This window comes from Micromonospora sicca (genome assembly GCF_003172935.1).
GTDB classification, from domain to species: Bacteria; Actinomycetota; Actinomycetes; order Mycobacteriales; family Micromonosporaceae; genus Micromonospora; species Micromonospora sicca.
Map to the genome: position 1 here is coordinate 1 of NZ_QGKS01000079.1, position 15,577 is coordinate 15,577.

At 69.4% G+C, this 15,577-nt stretch carries 15 protein-coding genes and 1 pseudogene; 8 read left to right on the forward strand and 8 right to left on the reverse strand.

The window, feature by feature from the left end:
- Positions 1–467 precede the first annotated feature (467 nt).
- Positions 468–1,124 (reverse strand): sulfotransferase family protein, encoded by a 657-nt coding sequence (locus DKT69_RS02575; RefSeq protein ID WP_368666213.1) that lies wholly within the window; start codon positions 1,122–1,124, stop codon positions 468–470.
- On the opposite strand from DKT69_RS02575, the gene DKT69_RS40940 reads away from it, so the two are divergent.
- The 3 genes and pseudogenes from DKT69_RS40940 to DKT69_RS39405 form a co-directional block, all read left to right on the forward strand.
- Positions 1,119–1,373: a hypothetical protein gene (locus DKT69_RS40940; RefSeq protein ID WP_368666214.1), complete on the forward strand. Its 255-nt coding sequence runs from the start codon at positions 1,119–1,121 to the stop codon at positions 1,371–1,373. The two genes, DKT69_RS02575 and DKT69_RS40940, sit on opposite strands and share 6 nt — an antisense overlap.
- A 402-nt stretch (positions 1,374–1,775) precedes the next feature.
- Positions 1,776–2,414, forward strand: a complete 639-nt coding sequence (locus DKT69_RS02585) for a class I SAM-dependent methyltransferase (protein ID WP_109800001.1) — start codon at positions 1,776–1,778, stop codon at positions 2,412–2,414.
- Positions 2,415–2,846: 432 nt separating this feature from the next.
- Positions 2,847–3,041: pseudogene (locus DKT69_RS39405) on the forward strand (YciI family protein); the annotation flags it as partial.
- 15 nt (positions 3,042–3,056) lie between these two features.
- Here the strand turns inward: DKT69_RS39405 and DKT69_RS39410 are convergent.
- The 3 genes from DKT69_RS39410 to DKT69_RS39415 all read right to left on the reverse strand — a co-directional run bounded on the left by DKT69_RS39410 (position 3,057) and on the right by DKT69_RS39415 (position 4,948).
- Complete coding sequence (locus tag DKT69_RS39410) at positions 3,057–3,770, reverse strand: tyrosine-type recombinase/integrase (protein ID WP_236647298.1); 714 nt, start codon at positions 3,768–3,770, stop codon at positions 3,057–3,059.
- Between the two features lie 96 nt (positions 3,771–3,866).
- Positions 3,867–4,229 carry a hypothetical protein gene (locus tag DKT69_RS02600; RefSeq protein ID WP_109800004.1) on the reverse strand — a complete coding sequence of 121 codons (363 nt, stop codon included), beginning with the start codon at positions 4,227–4,229 and terminating at the stop codon, positions 3,867–3,869.
- A 464-nt stretch (positions 4,230–4,693) separates the two neighbouring features.
- Positions 4,694–4,948: a hypothetical protein gene (locus tag DKT69_RS39415; protein ID WP_236647299.1), complete on the reverse strand. Its 255-nt coding sequence runs from the start codon at positions 4,946–4,948 to the stop codon at positions 4,694–4,696.
- A gap of 99 nt (positions 4,949–5,047) precedes the next feature.
- On the opposite strand from DKT69_RS39415, the gene DKT69_RS02610 reads away from it, so the two are divergent.
- Positions 5,048–5,320 carry a tyrosine-type recombinase/integrase gene (locus tag DKT69_RS02610; protein WP_236647300.1) on the forward strand — a complete coding sequence of 91 codons (273 nt, stop codon included), beginning with the start codon at positions 5,048–5,050 and terminating at the stop codon, positions 5,318–5,320.
- A 218-nt stretch (positions 5,321–5,538) separates the two neighbouring features.
- Positions 5,539–5,907, forward strand: coding sequence for a hypothetical protein (locus DKT69_RS02615; protein WP_146230969.1), 369 nt, complete (start codon positions 5,539–5,541; stop codon positions 5,905–5,907).
- A gap of 53 nt (positions 5,908–5,960) precedes the next feature.
- Here DKT69_RS02615 and DKT69_RS41335 read toward each other — a convergent pair whose 3' ends face one another.
- Complete coding sequence (locus DKT69_RS41335; RefSeq protein WP_438361795.1) at positions 5,961–6,539, reverse strand: hypothetical protein; 579 nt, start codon at positions 6,537–6,539, stop codon at positions 5,961–5,963.
- A gap of 473 nt (positions 6,540–7,012) precedes the next feature.
- On the opposite strand from DKT69_RS41335, the gene DKT69_RS02625 reads away from it, so the two are divergent.
- Together DKT69_RS02625 and DKT69_RS02630 are read left to right on the forward strand one after the other, a co-directional pair.
- Positions 7,013–7,774 carry a tyrosine-type recombinase/integrase gene (locus DKT69_RS02625; protein ID WP_236647301.1) on the forward strand — a complete coding sequence of 254 codons (762 nt, stop codon included), beginning with the start codon at positions 7,013–7,015 and terminating at the stop codon, positions 7,772–7,774.
- Positions 7,775–8,112: 338 nt separating this feature from the next.
- Complete coding sequence (locus DKT69_RS02630; protein ID WP_109800007.1) at positions 8,113–8,916, forward strand: HAD family hydrolase; 804 nt, start codon at positions 8,113–8,115, stop codon at positions 8,914–8,916.
- 181 nt (positions 8,917–9,097) lie between these two features.
- Here the strand turns inward: DKT69_RS02630 and DKT69_RS02635 are convergent, their stop codons facing one another.
- On the reverse strand, positions 9,098–9,844 hold the full coding sequence (locus DKT69_RS02635; RefSeq protein WP_109800008.1) for a Fic family protein: 747 nt from the start codon (positions 9,842–9,844) through the stop codon (positions 9,098–9,100).
- Between the two features lie 186 nt (positions 9,845–10,030).
- On the opposite strand from DKT69_RS02635, the gene acs reads away from it, so the two are divergent.
- Positions 10,031–11,992: an acetate--CoA ligase gene (gene acs, locus DKT69_RS02640; protein WP_109800009.1), complete on the forward strand. Its 1,962-nt coding sequence runs from the start codon at positions 10,031–10,033 to the stop codon at positions 11,990–11,992.
- 60 nt (positions 11,993–12,052) lie between these two features.
- On the opposite strand, the gene DKT69_RS02645 is transcribed toward acs, so the two are convergent.
- Both DKT69_RS02645 and DKT69_RS38115 read right to left on the reverse strand, forming a co-directional pair.
- Positions 12,053–12,655 (reverse strand): hypothetical protein, encoded by a 603-nt coding sequence (locus tag DKT69_RS02645; protein ID WP_146230970.1) that lies wholly within the window; start codon positions 12,653–12,655, stop codon positions 12,053–12,055.
- Between the two features lie 40 nt (positions 12,656–12,695).
- A partial coding sequence (locus tag DKT69_RS38115; RefSeq protein ID WP_201749455.1) for a cupredoxin domain-containing protein occupies positions 12,696–15,577 on the reverse strand: 2,882 nt, incomplete at its 5' end.

A 15,577-nucleotide genomic window follows, 5' to 3' on the forward strand; every position in this document is an offset into this window, starting at 1 on the left:
TCCAAGCCTTCGGCCAGGCCACGGGAAATCTCTTCACGATCAGCCAGGGTCAACATCGCACGCACGGCGGAACATCCTGTCCCACCGAACCGCCAAGATCAAATGCTACGACCGGCTGAACCTGCCGAGTGCTAGGCAGGCCCTCGAAATGATGCGGGCAAGAGGGCGCTTCCGTGAGGACGTCGAGGAAGAGCGCCCGTCACTGCCTGCCTGAACATCACCCGTCGCCCGCCAGTGCGCGACGCGTCCTCAATTCGGCACGACCGGGCGTCTCCGCGCGTCGATGTGGGGTCACTGTCGGTAACGCGCGGTCGGCGGCAGAAGCGTGCACCCGCCCATAAGCGCGGGCTCAAAAGACGGCCGGAAAGTTAGGAACGAGTGGTCTGCGATGCGGTTCGGCTGAAGCAACGTTTACCGGGCGTTCGAGGGGCACGACGCGGCGTCGTCAAGGTGGAGAGCCAGAGCCGTCACTCATATCCCATGGCCGGGATGACCTTGCGGAGTGCTTCTTCGATGAACTCGCGGGTTTCGTCGTCGAATTGGTCGTTGCGGTTCGTCAGCTTGTGCGACTGAAACGTTGAAGGGGTGGCGAAGTCGTCGACGTCGAGCCGTTCGAACAGGGCGCGGCGCTGCCCGGGCCAGTCGGCTGCGAGATCTTCTGCTTTCACCTCGATGTATCGCCTGCCCGTCAGGTCGACCGTGTTCTTCCAGGTGAGCCATCGGTGGTAGACCGGCTTGAGGTAGGCGAGCGCGCCGTCGACGGTGGGCGGCGCCCATGGCTGGGCCAGGTGGGATGCGAGCACTGAGACCGGGTGACGCTTGATGTGCACGATGGTCGCTTCGGGGACCAGTTCCCAGAGGAACTCCATGCACAGCAGGTTGAACGGTGTCTTCTCGCACCAGGTCGGCTTGCCCGCGTCGGCGGCTGCTCCGCCGAACATGGTGTCGATCAGGCCCCGCAAGATTCCGAGCAGTTCGCCCCGGTCGCTGAAATACCTGGGTAGTACCCGCCGGCGGCTCAGCGGCTCGAACGGCCCGGCAGGCCGGTCGGCGTTCCCGAAGCCTTCCGCGGGCGCAGGTTCGTCGTATGTGTACGCGATCAACTGCGGCCAGAGCTGTTGCACCGCGTCCCGGTAGCGCCGCTCGCCGACCAGCTCGGGAACGGTTTTGCCGCGATCGTCGCGCCGGCCGGGCACTCGTACGGTGAGGAAGTCGCTCAGCCGGTGCAGGGCGTCCTCACCGACGGTGGGGTCGTATCGATCGGTGAGCGCGTCGGCCAGGTCCCGCAGGCCACCCGGGTCAATGAGAAACCGGGTCTCCATGGGAATCCGATGGATCAGCGGATGTTCGCCGATGATGTCGGCGATCCGTGACGTTCCCGAACGACCCGTACCCGCAACGAAGATCGGTGAGGGGAAAGGCATGGCGAGCAGTCAAACTCTCAGCCCGGCGCCTGTGCAAGCCATTTATCCCCTTCACCCGCTGCTACGGGCCGGACCCGCACCCGCCGCGCCGAGTGCGTTGCCGGACGGCCGCCTCCAACAAGCGACCAACGAATTATCGAAGCTTCCCAACGCGCCGCATCCCTCACACACTGATGCACTGATCTCGGCACGACCGGGCGCCGGCGTGATCCGGTTGTCGTGACGCTGCGTAGCGCCCGGTCGGCGGCAGATCCGTGCACGCGATTAGGAGCTGGGGACGAAGTTACGCAGATCGATCATGGTGTCGGCCAGACCGACGCCGCCGGCCGAGTCGGCGCTATCGTGCAGCGCATGCGCGTTCCCGGTTGGCTCGACGACACCCGGACCTCCTACGACACGGTGGCGGTCAGCTACGCCGACCTGCTGCGCGACGCCCTCGCCCACGAACCGTTCCAGCGGGGCATCCTCGCCCTCTTCGCCGAACTGGTCCGCGCCCAGGGGAACGGGCCGGTCGCCGACGTCGGCTGCGGCCCCGGCCGCATCACAGCCCACCTGCACAGCATCGGCCTGGACGCGTTCGGCATCGACCTGTCACCCGCGATGATCGACGTGGCCCGGCGGGACCATCCCGGCCTACGCTTTGAGGTCGGCTCCATGACGTGCCTCGAACTGGCCGACGATTGCCTGACCGGCCTGCTCGCCTGGTTCTCCCTGATCCACGTCCCCGACGACGAGGTACCGACGGTCCTTGCCGAGTTCCACCGGGTGCTGCGGCCCGGCGCGATCATGCTGCTCGGGTTCTACGCCGGCGACGGCAGTCGGCTCAAGACGGAGGGCTACGGCGGACACCCGATGAACGTCTACGTGCACCGCCGCCCACCGGATAGGGTCGCGGCCTGGCTGGACGCCGCTGGCTTCACCGTCGAGGCCGAGATGATGCACCGCCCAGCCCCGAACATCGAGGGCGGGTTCATCTTCGCCCACCGGTGAGATGGGCGGAGGCATCCGCAACCGCGGCCCGAGACACGCGGGACGCCTACCCTCGCGAAGGGGCTTGTCCAGTCCGGGCCTCGGTGTCAGATGCTCAAGCCGGAGCGTTGTCCCGATATGTTCCAGTGCGCTTCCCAGCACGACCCCGCTGGCCGCAGCCGCTCCTCCGTCGCGTGCCGTAACGCCCGACCGGCGGCAGATAAGTGCGGTGGGACTACTCGTAGCCGGTGGCAGCGGCGATGATCTCCGCGAACAGGGGCGACATGACGCCCGCAGGCGCCGAGCGGCGGGGGCCCCGTGAAAATTCTTCTGGCATAGCGTCGGATCCGGGGCGGGTCGATCGTAGAACAGGTGAGAGGCGGCCGGACGAGGCCGCCGGGACAAGGGAGTCATGGGATGACCCGGTACTTGATCTCGTTCAATGACGGCGCGATGGACCACATCCCCGACGAGGAGTGGGCCGACGTGGGCAAGGCCTCGCACGCGGTGGTCCAGGAGGCCGTGAATGCTGGCGTGTGGGTGTTCGGCGCCGGACTCGAACGCCAGAGGGCGAGCGTCGTGGCCACGGACGGGACTGTCACCGACGGCCCTTACCCGGAGACCAAGGAGGTCATTGGCGGGTTCTCGGTCGTCGACGTGGCCTCACGCGAGGAGGCGCTGGCGTGGGCTGCCAAGATCGCCGTTGGTTGCCGCTGTGCGCAAGAGGTCCGGGAGCTCATGCCCGACCCCGAACAAGACGCGATGCTCCGCCAGGCTGACAGGCGAGGGTGACATCCCGACGACCCGGGGATCGGGCGTGGGGCGAAGCCCGGTCCCCGGGCCTGGTCGGTCCCAGAAACCAATGATCACCCAGTGGAGCGACAGCCACGCACGGTCCATCCGTGTCCCGAGGGTGTTGCGCAGGATCGGACCATCGAGGCGGCCGTCGACCGCACGGTCCACGGCCCTGGCCAGCGCGAGCGGCAGCGGGACGAGGACGACCTTGCCGCCCTTGCCACGCACCCGCAGGACGCGGTGGCCGTGTTCCTCACCGAGATCGCCGATGTTCGCGCCGCAGCCTTCCAAGATCCGCAACCCGAGCAGGCCGAGCATGGCGATCAGCGCGAAGTCGTTCGAGTTGGCCGATAGTCGTGCGGTGGTGATCAGGGCCTCGAACTGCAGGTGACCCAGCCCGAGGGTGGGTGATTCGGGTGGCACCGTCGGCCGGCGGACGTAGTCGGCTGGTGAGTGCGGCAGGATGTCGTCGATGACGCAGACGCGGTAGAAGCCGACCACCACCGACAGCCGGCGGGAGACGGTCGAGGGCTGGAAGCGGCGTACGTCCTGCAGCCAGCGCACGTACCGCTCGATGTCCACGCGAGCAACCGACAGCGGCCCCAGGTCCTGGTCGGTGCACCAGGTCAGGAAGACGCCGGCGGACTCACTAGCTGGACCGGTCGCGCCCGATAGGGCTCAGCGGCAGGCGTCTGCCCGGACGTGCACACCGCACCACGGCGGCAGCTCGGCTGCCCACACCCGCCAGCCGCCGGCGTCTCGCCGAGTCTCGAACCGCCACGGGTGAGCTGTGCCGCTGAGGTTGACCTGTTCGTTCCACCAGACCGCATGAACCTGGGCGGTCACCGTCGCACGGTCGTCAGCCTGGTCCTCGACGTCGATCGGTCCGACCACTTCAAGCTTTGACGGAACATTGCCGCGTTCCATCTCGCCGCGGTACTCGCGCCACTGCCGCAGGAGCTCGTCATGACGCTTGCCGGTCAGCACCCGTGACAGGCCGATCTGCTCTCCGCTGCTCATCTGGAGCGCGTACACGTTCACGGCCGCCTCCGGCGTCGCCTCACCTCGATCTGCTTCCGCCTGCCGCAGAACAGCCCACGACACCGGCACTGCTACGACCCCGGTACACAGCACGGCCACGAGCGAGAGAACCACCCACGGCCAATGGCGCGGCGACCGCACCAACGGTTTGCCTGCCGCCGCCCGGCGACCCGGCAGGACTGGTGCCTCGACGGTGGGCCGCACTCACATGTGGCGCCCGAGCCGGGTCATGTCCTGGCATGAAAGTCGCCCACGCCCAGGCGTCGGCGGTCGTCCGAGCCGAGCAAGCGGAGGTGGAGACGACGACGGGGTCAGCTCGCGCCGAGGGCTCGCACCTCATCGAGGTACGAGGTGGCCTCCGGCTCCTTCGGGTATCGCTCCCGCAGCAGGGTCGCCAGCTCCTTCGAGACCATCAGCAGCGAGGGTAGGGACTTGCGATCTTCCTCTAGCGCCTGTCGCCCGTATTAGACAGCCCTCTCTAGGTCGCCTGCTCTGGCCGCCGCCACGCCCAGCGTTATCCGGGCTTCCACTTGGCGCATCGGCTTCCGGTCGGTCCCGTCCGGGTCGGTCGAGGAACGGATCACCTCACGGGCATACATCTCTGCGAGGCGGTCTTCGCCTGCGATGCGGTAGCAGTCCATGGCGTAGAAGTCGAACTTCGCCGGGTCCACTACGAAGTGGTGGTCGGTGTCCTCGGGATACGGCAGAGACTCAAGCAACGTACGGCCCTTGTCCAGCGCTGTCTCTACCTGTCGCCTGTCGCCGAGTCGCGCCCATGCTTTGGCACGCTGCGCGGCCAGCGGGAGGCGGTCGCTTGCGTGGCGGCCAAAGCGGCTGGCGGGATGCGGTTCCACGACCTGCGGCACGCCTACGCCACCTGGCTGGTCACGGACGGTGTACCGATCAACCTGGTTCAGCGGGTCATGGGCCACGAGCAGGCGCCCACGACGCTCAATCGTTATACGCACACCCCGGACGACTACGCGGCTCGCGTTCTCGCTGCTTTCGACGGCTCTGCTGCCTCTCTGCTGCCTTTCGCGGAAGAAGCCACGCCGGACAGCGTCCTGGACGAGGACGAGGAGGGCCTGTGACCTGCTGCGGAGCGTCAGCCAAAGAAGGGACGACCCCCGTCGGGGGGAGTCTGGTCGGCGTTGTCGGCCAGTGTCAGCGGGTGTGGTTCCCTGTGGTCCTGCCTTCGGTGTCATGCCGGCTGTGACCATTGGAGTCGCTCGCCGAGCACAGCGTTCGCTGACTTTGTGCTGACACGGCACCTTCTGGTCCGTAGCTGTTCGGTGAGGTGTCGCGGGCGGTGGCGGCGAAGGATCCGGACGCGGCCGCTTCGCTGGTCGTGTGTGCCACCGAGCGGGATCCGGTGCGTGCTGTTCGTCGTTCCGACAAGCGGTGGGCGGCTTCGCTGAAGCAGCTTGACGAGAACCCCGTCTTGGTCTCCGCCTCGGTCCACACGGCGGAGAAGAGACTGTCGTACGCCGCGATCGGGCTGGCGGTGACCCGGGGGGTGGATAACAACCCGTGGGTGTGTCTGGTCATCCGGGCGATGCTGGGGTCGGCCTTCGACCCGGCCGTGGAATATGACCGGTGGGTGGATTTCCTGACTGCGGTCCTGGCCGACGCCGACCCGGCCCACACGGTTCATGATCATAGACAGGCATGGTCATGAATGAATTTCCCGGTGTCAATGCCCTGGCGCCGAACTTCCCGTGAACGGCGGTGTCAGCGCTGCGTGCGGTCGTCGATCTCAGTGCCGGACTCGCCGGGCCGGGCCCCGATCGCCTCCTCGGCGGCCCGACCGCCAGTGCTCTCGTCACCCAGGTCCAGACTGCTGCGGGGCAGGCCCGACAGCCCGGCCGGGTCCTGGTTCTCACCCTGCACGCCCCGCGCGTCCTGGGCGCGGTCGTCGACCACCGACTCGCCCCGCCGGGCACCGACCGCCTCCTCGGCGGCCCGACCGCCAGTGCTCTCGTCACCCAGGTCCAGACTGCTGCGGGGCAGGCCGGACAACCCGGCCGGATCCTGCGTCGGCTGGTCGACGGCGGCGGCCGTCTGCGCGCCCGACCCGCCGGCCGACTCGCGGCGTCCGACGCCCTCGGCGCGGTACGTGCCCGAGGTCGGTGCGCCGCCCTGCTCGGCCAGGTTGGTGTCGACCGGCCGGCCGTCCGGCTCGGCCAGTCCGGCCCGGCGCAACATCTCGACCAGCTCGTCGTGCGGCATCCGGTCCGTGTCCGGTATCCCCGCACCGCGCGCGATCGACCGCAGGGTCGTGAGGTCCTGATCCGCGAAGGTCTCGGCCATGCCGCTGGCTTCCCCCGTGCCGGGGACGGAAACCCCGGATCAGGCACGCGCCGCCGACGTCACTCCTCGTCCTGTTTGTCCATCCCGCCGGTGGCCTCGTAGTGCCAGCCGTCGCCGGCCGGGCGAACCTTGCGGTACTCCACGTACCAGGTGCCGGCGCGCCTCGTGGGTGAATTCCACGATGTCGCCGGGCCCGTCGGGCAGCTCCCGCTGCACACCGTCGAGCGGCCCGCCGTGCAGATGCGCCAGTGAAGCCTATGCCCCGCGGGCTACCCGTGCGACCGCCGGCCATGCCCGACGCGGCGCGGTTTCGCCCACGCCGGCGCGACGGGGCCGCCGGAGCCCAGCCGTCGACAGTCATCTGTCTCTTCTTCGCCGGGTCGACACCCGCCCGGCGTCCGGGAGCACAATGATCCATCGGGATCAATCCATTCCGGACGCAGGAGCACACCACAATCAGCCGGAAGGACTTCTTGGGCAAGCTGCACCCGGCCGTGCCGGCCCGCCACCGAGGGATCGTCTGCGCTGCCGCCGGCGCGGGCCTGCGCTGGGGCGAGTGTGCTGGGTTGGCTTGGTCCTCGGTTGACCTCGATCGCGCCCTGCTACGCGTGGTCCAGGTCGCCGAGGAGACGCACGCCGGGATCTTGCTCCGTCCCTACCCGAAAAGTCGGGCCGGAGTACGGACGGTGCCGCTGCCTGGCTTCCTGGTATCCGCGCTGCGCCAGCTACGCACCGAGGCCGGGGATCCGGACCCGCAAACGCTGGTCTTCCGCGATCGGATCGGACGCCCGCTGCGCCGGTCGAACTTCCGCCGGCGGGTGTGGTTGCCCTCGCTGGTTCGCGCCGGGCTGCTCGGCCAGGTAGTCACCACCGGACCGCATCGCTACCGAGCCACCTGGCCGGACCGCGAAGGCGTGGAGTGGTCGACGGAGTTCACGACCGAGCGGGAAGCGGTCGCCTGTGTGGCGGCCAAGGCCGTCGGCGGAATGCGCTTCCACGACCTGCGGCACGCCTACGCGACATGGCTGGTCACCGACGACGTCCCGGTCAACCTGGTGCAGCGCGTCATGGGCCACGAGCAGGCGTCGACGACGCTGAATCGTTATACGCATACTCCGGCTGACTACGCCGCTCGGATCTTGGATGCCTTCACGCTGCCTGCTGACGATTTGCTGACTCCGGCGGCCGAGCCGTCCAGCGATGGCCTGGCCGACAGCGTGGGAGACGACCTGTGACCTGCGTCGGAGCGCTCAGCCAAAGAAGGGACGACCCCCGTCGGGGGGAGACGGGGGTCGTCGGAGGTTCGGCTCCGGGGGGGTCGAGCCGAACCCACTCAGCGGTCACGGGGGGTGCAACCGCCGAGGGCTTCCGGGGGACGAGACGTGAGCTCTCGTCGCGCACAAGCATGCCGCAATGGACCGGTATACGTCGAGTGGTCTGCGCTCCACCCACTGCCAATTCGTGTTCGGAGAGTGTGACCGTTATCACTCTCGGCAGAGGCGGGAGCGTCCGGACCGGCCCGGAGACCCCGCGCACCAGCCGACCGGGCACCATCGGGCTAGACTTTCGCGCCGTGGGCCGAAGTGCCGCTTTCTTCGATCTGGACAAGACCGTCATCGCCAAGTCGAGCGCCCTGGCGTTCGGTCGGCCGTTCTACCGGGACGGTCTGATCACCCGGCGAGACGTGGTCAAGTCGGCGTACGCGCAGCTGATGTTCCGGCTGGGCGGCACCGACGAGCAGACCATGGCCCGGACCCGGGACTACCTGGCCACGCTCTGCAAGGGCTGGCAGGTGGAACAGGTCCGCCAGATCGTCGCGGAGACGCTCCACGAGCTGATCAACCCGTACGTGTACGCCGAGGCGGCCGCCCTCATCGAGGAGCACCAGGCCGCCGGGCGGGACGTGGTGCTCGTCTCCGCCTCCGGCGAGGAGATGGTCCGCCCGATCGGCGCGCTGCTCGGGGTGACCGACGTGATCGCCACCCGGATGGCGGTCGAGGACGGCCGGTACAGCGGCAAGGTCGAGTTCTACGCGGCGGGCCCGAGCAAGGTCGACGCGGTCGGCGAGCTGGCCACCGCGCGCGGCTACGACCTGGCCGACTCGTACGCCTACTCCGACTCGTACAGCGATCGGCCGCTCCTGGAGTGCGTCGGGCATCCCACCGTGGTCAACCCCGACCGGGCGCTGCGCAGGCTGGCGGTGGAGAATTCCTGGCCGGTGCTGGAGTTCCGGCACCCCGTCCCGCTGGGCCGGCGGCTACGCGAGCGGCCCGCCGTGCCGGTTGCCGCGGCGGCCCTCGGCGTCGGCGTCGGGGTGGCCATCGGCATCGCCTGGTACGGCCGGCACCGCCGAGCCAAGATCGCCCCGGTCGCCTGACCGCCCCGCCCTTCAAGACGCCCCGACCGCACGGCATCGCCCCGCCCTCAAGACGCCGCCCGCCCGGCCGTTCGGCCTGGCCGGGGATCGGCGCCGTTTCCCGCATGTCGCTGCCTCCCGGTCGCCCGGGGCACCCACCTGCGACAAGTCGCGGAAACAGCGGCAGCGAGCGGCCGGCGGATCAGGTCGCGGCGAGGACCTCGTCGCCGATGAGTTCGATCTGGTCCGCGCCGATTTCGACCGCCGTCATGTAGTGGCGGAGCCAGGAGCGGAGGCCGTCCGGGGTGCCGGTGGCGAAGGCGCCGGCCGCGCCGACGTACTCCGGTTCCCGCTCCTGGTGGCCGACGTCCACGGCGAGCAGCCCGCGCGGGTCGAAGCCGGTGGAGAGCAGCACCAGCCGGGCGGCGGCCCGGGCCACCACCCCGGACGGCCCGGCGAAGGGGCGCAGGTTCAGCAGTTCGCCGTGCACGACGGCGGCCAGCACCAGCGGGGAGACCTTCGTGCCGCCGGCGACCAGGTCGGCCAGCCCGTCGAGGCGGGCCGCGACCACCGGGTCGGCCACCGGGCGGCCCAGCTCGGGCTCCGCCACGACGTCACGGGCGGCGAGGACGTGCAGTTTGGCGAGGACCTGGCGCGGCGCCTTCGGCCAGAGTTCGCTGAGTCCCGGGAGCGCGCCGGCGACCCGCAGCGCGCCCTGGAGCACGGGGTCGGTGACGGTGCCGGCCCGGACCGCCTCGCGCTCGTGCGTACGACCCTCGAGTGCGGCGCTGGCCACCGCGGACCGGAGGCTGACCTCGGCCGCGACCTGGCCGCCGTGCCGGCGCAGCGCGCGGTGGCGGTGTGCCTGGTCGACCCGGTCGCGGGCGCGCTCGACGGCGGGCGCGATGTCGGCGAGCCCGAGCAGCGGGCCGAGCGGATCGGTGGTCACCCCGCCACGTTAGCGAGCCCGCCTATCCCGCCGGGCGCCACCCGGCCGGAAGGCGACCGGGGCCACCCGGCGCGCAACGGGGGCCGCTGGGCGCGTCGGCGGTCACCAGGCTGTCGCGGGCGCGCCGCGGCACGACTAACCTCAGCCGGGTAGGAGACGCAGGTCACGCGACGAAGGAGTCACCGCATGAGCGAGGCATTGGCCAACTTGTTGAACGAGACGCGCCAGTTCCCGCCGCCGGCCGAGCTCGCCGCGAACGCCAACGTCACCGCCGAGGTGTACACCGAGGCGGCCGAGGACCGGCTCGGCTTCTGGGCGCGCCAGGCCGGGCGGCTGGCCTGGTCGAAGCAGTGGGACCAGGTGCTCGACTGGTCGAACCAGCCGTTCGCGAAGTGGTTCGTCGGCGGGCAGCTCAACGTGGCGTACAACTGCCTGGACCGGCACGTGGAGGCCGGCCGGGGCGACAAGGTGGCGATCCACTGGGAGGGCGAGCCGGGTGACACCCGCACCCTCACGTACGCCGACCTGCACAGGCTGACCTGCCAGGCGGCGAACGCGCTGACCGACCTCGGCGTCACCGCCGGCGACCGGGTGGCGATCTACCTGCCGATGGTCCCGGAGGCGGCGGTCGCGATGCTGGCCTGCGCCCGGATCGGCGCGACGCACAGCGTGGTCTTCGGCGGCTTCTCCGCCGACGCGCTGACCAACCGGATCCAGGACGCCACCGCCAAGGTGGTGATCACCGCCGACGGCGGCTACCGGCGGGGTAAGCCGTCGGCGCTGAAGCCGACAGTGGACGAGGCGGTGGCGAACTGCCCGTCGGTGGAGCACGTGCTGGTGGTCCGGCGCACCGGTGAGGAGGTCGCCTGGTCGGCGAAGGACCACTGGTGGCACGAGACGGTGGAGACCGCCGCGCCGGAGCACACCGCGCAGCCGTTCGACGCCGAGCACCCGCTCTTCATCCTCTACACCAGCGGCACCACGGCCCGCCCGAAGGGCATCCTGCACACCACCGGCGGCTACCTCACCCAGACGTCGTACACCACGCACGCGGTCTTCGACCTGAAGCCGGAGACGGACGTCTACTGGTGCACCGCCGACATCGGCTGGGTGACCGGGCACTCCTACATCGTGTACGGCCCGCTCTCCAACGGCGCCACCCAGGTCATGTACGAGGGCACCCCGGACACCCCGCACAAGGGCCGGTTCTGGGAGATCGTCGACAAGTACCAGGTGACGATCCTCTACACCGCGCCGACGCTGATCCGCACCATGATGAAGTGGGGCGAGGACATTCCCGCCGGCTACGACCTCTCGTCGCTGCGGCTGCTCGGCAGCGTCGGCGAGCCGATCAACCCGGAGGCGTGGATCTGGTACCGCCAGCACGTCGGCCGGGGTGAGCTGCCGATTGTGGACACCTGGTGGCAGACCGAGACCGGCGCGATCATGATCTCCCCGCTGCCCGGCGTCACCGCGGCCAAGCCGGGCTCGGCGATGACCGCGCTGCCCGGCATCGTCGCCGACGTGGTGGATGACCAGGGCCAGTCGGTGCCGAACGGCGGCGGCGGGTACCTGGTGCTGCGCGAGCCGTGGCCGTCGATGCTGCGCACCATCTGGGGCGACGACAACCGGTTCATCGAGACCTACTGGAGCCGGTTCGAGGGCATGTACTTCGCCGGCGACGGGGCCAAGAAGGACGACGACGGGCACATCTGGCTGCTCGGCCGGGTCGACGACGTGATGCTGGTGTCCGGGCACAACATCTCCACCACCGAGGTGGAGTCGGCGCTGGTCAGCCACCCGTCGGTCGCGGAGGCGGCGGTGGTCGGCGCGACCGACCCGACCACCGGGCAGGCGATCGTCGCGTTCGCCATCCCGCGCGGCAGCACGGAGGTCTCCGGCGAGGCGGGCGAGCAGTTGATCGCCGACCTGCGCAACCACGTGGCGAAGACGCTCGGCCCGATCGCCAAGCCCCGGCAGATCATGCTGGTGCCGGAGCTGCCGAAGACCCGCTCCGGCAAGATCATGCGCCGGCTGCTGCGGGACGTGGCGGAGCACCGGTCGCTGGGCGACGTCACCACGCTCCAGGACTCCTCCGTGATGGAGCTGATCTCCTCGGGCATGCAGGGCGGCAAGGCCGAGGACTGATCCGGTACGGACGACGATGGGCGGGCCCCGCACGGGACCCGCCCACCGTCCTGTCCGGTACTACTTCGACACGGTGTCGATCTTCAGTCGCTGGTTGGCGGTGGACGCCATCGGCTGCTTCACCTCGACGACGACGTTGTACTCGCCGACCATCGGCACGTTCGTGAGGGCCTGGTAGACGCCTGGCTGCCCGGACACCTCGGCCATCACGATGGGCCCCTGCTTGTGTGCCAGCGGCATGGCCACCATGTCGGTGTACGCGACCACCTGGCCCTTGGTGATCGGGTCGTAGCTGCCCGGCGCGCTGACCTTCGCCTCGATCCGCACCTGCAGGTCACCCAGGTGCTCGCTGTTGATCGAGATGGCGGCCTGCGGGTCCTGCTGCTGGCCGCCGGGGGCGCGCCGGTCCGCCGCGGGCTCCGCGGCGGCCGGGATCGACCCCCGCGGACGGGTGGTCAGGAATCCGACCACCCCGACCAGCAGGGCCGCCGTCATCCCGATGCAGATCCCCAGGATCATGCCCTGGCGGAACGGGCGCGGTCCTCGGTGCGGTTGCCGCCGCCCCGGCCGGCCCGCCTTCCGAGTCCGGACCGGCTTGCCAGCGGCCGCAGGACGGCCCAGCATCTCGTCCGGCAGTCGCAGCTTCTCCTTCAGCGCGGTCATGGTCGCCACCGCGCCGGCGTCGACAGATCGTTCTCCATGGTCAGACTCCCCCTCCGCCGCCGCAGTCCCCACACGGCGCGGAGATCGACGGCTTTGGTGTGGTGGTGGACGTCGGCGACGGGCTCGTCGTCGGCGACGGGCTGGTGGTGGGCGACGGGCTGGTGGTGGGCGACGTGGTCGGCGACGGGCCGGGGCTGGGCGCGAGCGGAGCACTGCCCGCCATCGGCTTGTCCGGTAGCGCGATGAGGGTGGGCTGGCCGGTCCCGTGCACCCGGAAGATCCCCCACTGGCCGCCGGTCAGGTGGCGGGCCAGGGTGCCGGAGCGGTACAGGTAGTCACCGGCCGCGGCCCGCCGGCCGCCGGCGCCGCCGGTGACCGCCGGGTCGAGGACGATCGGGTACGACACACCCGGGTTGAACTGCCCCTGCGCCGCCGCGAGCTGCGACTCGGGGTCGTTCGGCGCCCGTCGCCACAGATGGTCGTGCAGGGCGAAGCTGGTCGAACGCGGGTCACCGACCGCCTGTCCGACGTGGAACACCGTCTTGTCCCCGGCGTACGCCTGGAAGACCGGGGTCGACGGGTCCCCGTGCACGTACGAGCTGAAGATGTTGGTGACGTTCTGGTCGGTGGCGTACCGGTGCGCCCAGGGCTCGTTGCTGTAGTTGACGGAGAACTCGCCCTGGTCCTCGGCGTCGTCGGCTTCCCGACTCGGCGTTCTGACCAGGTCGAAGTTGTCCGGGACCGGCTGGTCGTCGGCCACGTTGGCGTTGGTGTTCTGGCGGAACAGCGCCAGGTCGCTGTTCATCAGGACGACGTTCTCCCGGTAGTCGGCCGACGTCGGGTGCGAGATCACCGCGCTCACCCCGCTGGTCAGCGGCGTGCCGTCGGCCGGGTTGAGGTAGCTGCTGCCCTGCGGTTCGATGACCAGCGCACCGTAGAGGCCGTGCGAGGCGTGGTGCATCGGGTCGGCCATGTCGCGCAGCATCGCCATGCCGGGGCCGTTGCTCAGCGACCAGCGGTAGGTGATCTGCTCGCCCGGCCCGACGGTCCGGTCGTAGAACCGGCCCCAGCCGTCCACGTTCTCGCCGACGTTCACGCCCGCCGAGTAGCTGTAGTGGTTGGTCAACTGGGGTCGGATCGACACCCGGTTGCTGACCGGCAGCGGCATGAAGCCCGGCACGTTGACCTCGTCCTTGGGCGGCTGGTCCAGACAGCCCGGGAAGCTCAGCGTGCTGGTCCGATAGCCGAGTTGTCCCGGTTCCACGCCTTCGAAGCAGCTCGCCGTCATCTTGGCGGGATCGACCCGGTTCTTGAGAGTGATCTCGACGCAGTCGCCGGCGTTGGCCCGGATGACCAGCGGCTCGTTCTTCACGGTGTTGTTCGTGTAGTCGGACTCCAGCGCGTACTGGAGGCCGTACGGGTCGTGGTCGCCGGCCTTGTTGTAGGTGATGTCCCGGTTGATCGCAACGATGCTGAAGCTCTTCACCGGCTGGCTGGTCAGGCAGGGCGTGCCGGGTGGCTGGGAGCGGCCGTCTCCCGGCTTCGGCGGGTTGTCCCACTCGCCGACGCAGTCGATGCCGGCGGTCGGGTTGTCGGGCAGCGGGTACATGTTGGGCACCCTGGGTGGCGGCCCGTCCGGGCCGGGGGCGATGTACGGGCCGTCGTACTGGCACCGCATGACCCGGAGGTAGCCCCAGGCGCCGAGGTACATGTCGTCGGAGCCGCCGAGATAGTAGAGCTCGTCCCGGTCGACCGGGGTGCCGTATTTCTTACCCTCCTTGATCGCCTTCACGTTCATCTCGAAGTACTCGAGGATTCCGATGTGCTGGGCACTCACCCTGTTGGATTCGGGGTCCTTGGGTTCGAGGTCCCAGGACGCGTCGAGGTTGATCCCGTGCGACTCCTCCTGCGAGAGCTGGAATATTCGCCATTTGATCTTGTCGCCGGGGAACGCCATCGGCATCGGGGTCGCCGGGAGACGGTTGCTGTCGCCGGTGGTGAAGACCCGGGAGGGGTCCATGTCCTTGCGGGCCTCCATGGGCTCCAACGCGTAGTTGATCCCCATGACGCCCTGGTCGTCGTTGCTGGACGGGAACTTCGCCGGGTGGATCGGCACCCCGTTGGCGGTGACGAACTGGTCGTCGTTGCTGGTGCTGGGGTCCGCGGGTTTGAACATCGGCACGTGGTCCTCGATGAAGAGGGACACGTTGCGGTAGTCCTGGCCCGAGGTGGTGGCGCCGGTGTAGTCGACGACCCCCTGGGTGCAGTGCACCGAGACCATCGTGCCGATCGCCACCGGCTCGTTCGTCTTCGTGTCGCGGAAGACGCAGCCGGCGTCGTGGATGGTGCCCCCACCGAACAGTCCGGCGTCCTGGTGCACGTTGGCATAGAAGTGGTCGTGGAACGAGTTCGTGGACGTGTTCTCGTGCACGAAGTCGCGGTATGTGATGGTCTGCCCGTTGAGGTTCGGGCCGCCGTCCGCGCCCTGGTCGTAGTTCCAACCGTTCGCGGCGCCGTCGGAGGAGAGTACGTCGAACTGCACCATGTGCTGGTGGAGCCCGACCTCATTGGTGGTCTGGAGCCGGTCAAAGGTGGTGCCGCCGTAGGTCAACGGCAGCTTGTTGGTCAGCTTGTAGATGACGCAGTCACCCACGTTCAGCAGGGGTGAGAACGGCTCGGGTTTCTTCCCGGCCAGCACCGCGTCCCGGTCCGTGTTCAACACGTACACCCGGGACTGCGGATTTCGCCAGTTGACTTTGTCGTTGTACGTCTGACTCAGCTGGATCGCCGAGATCTCGAAGGTCTTCTCGGGGCGGCCGGCGGGGCAGGGGTCCTGGAAGAAGCCGCCCGGCTTCTGGGCGCCGGGGTCGGCGGCGGCCTTCTCTAGCGGGGTGGGCGGGAAGACGCCGGTCGCGGACCGGT

What these genes read in the sequence shown, in the direction of transcription:
- DKT69_RS02645 (WP_146230970.1), bottom strand. Translation starts at nt 12,655, where the DNA reads ATGACCGCGCTGAAGGAGAAGCTGCGACTGCCGGACGAGATGCTGGGC.
- DKT69_RS41335 (WP_438361795.1), bottom strand. Translation starts at nt 6,539, where the DNA reads ATGGCCGAGACCTTCGCGGATCAGGACCTCACGACCCTGCGGTCGATC.
- acs (WP_109800009.1), top strand. Translation starts at nt 10,031, where the DNA reads ATGAGCGAGGCATTGGCCAACTTGTTGAACGAGACGCGCCAGTTCCCG.
- DKT69_RS02585 (WP_109800001.1), top strand. Translation starts at nt 1,776, where the DNA reads ATGCGCGTTCCCGGTTGGCTCGACGACACCCGGACCTCCTACGACACG.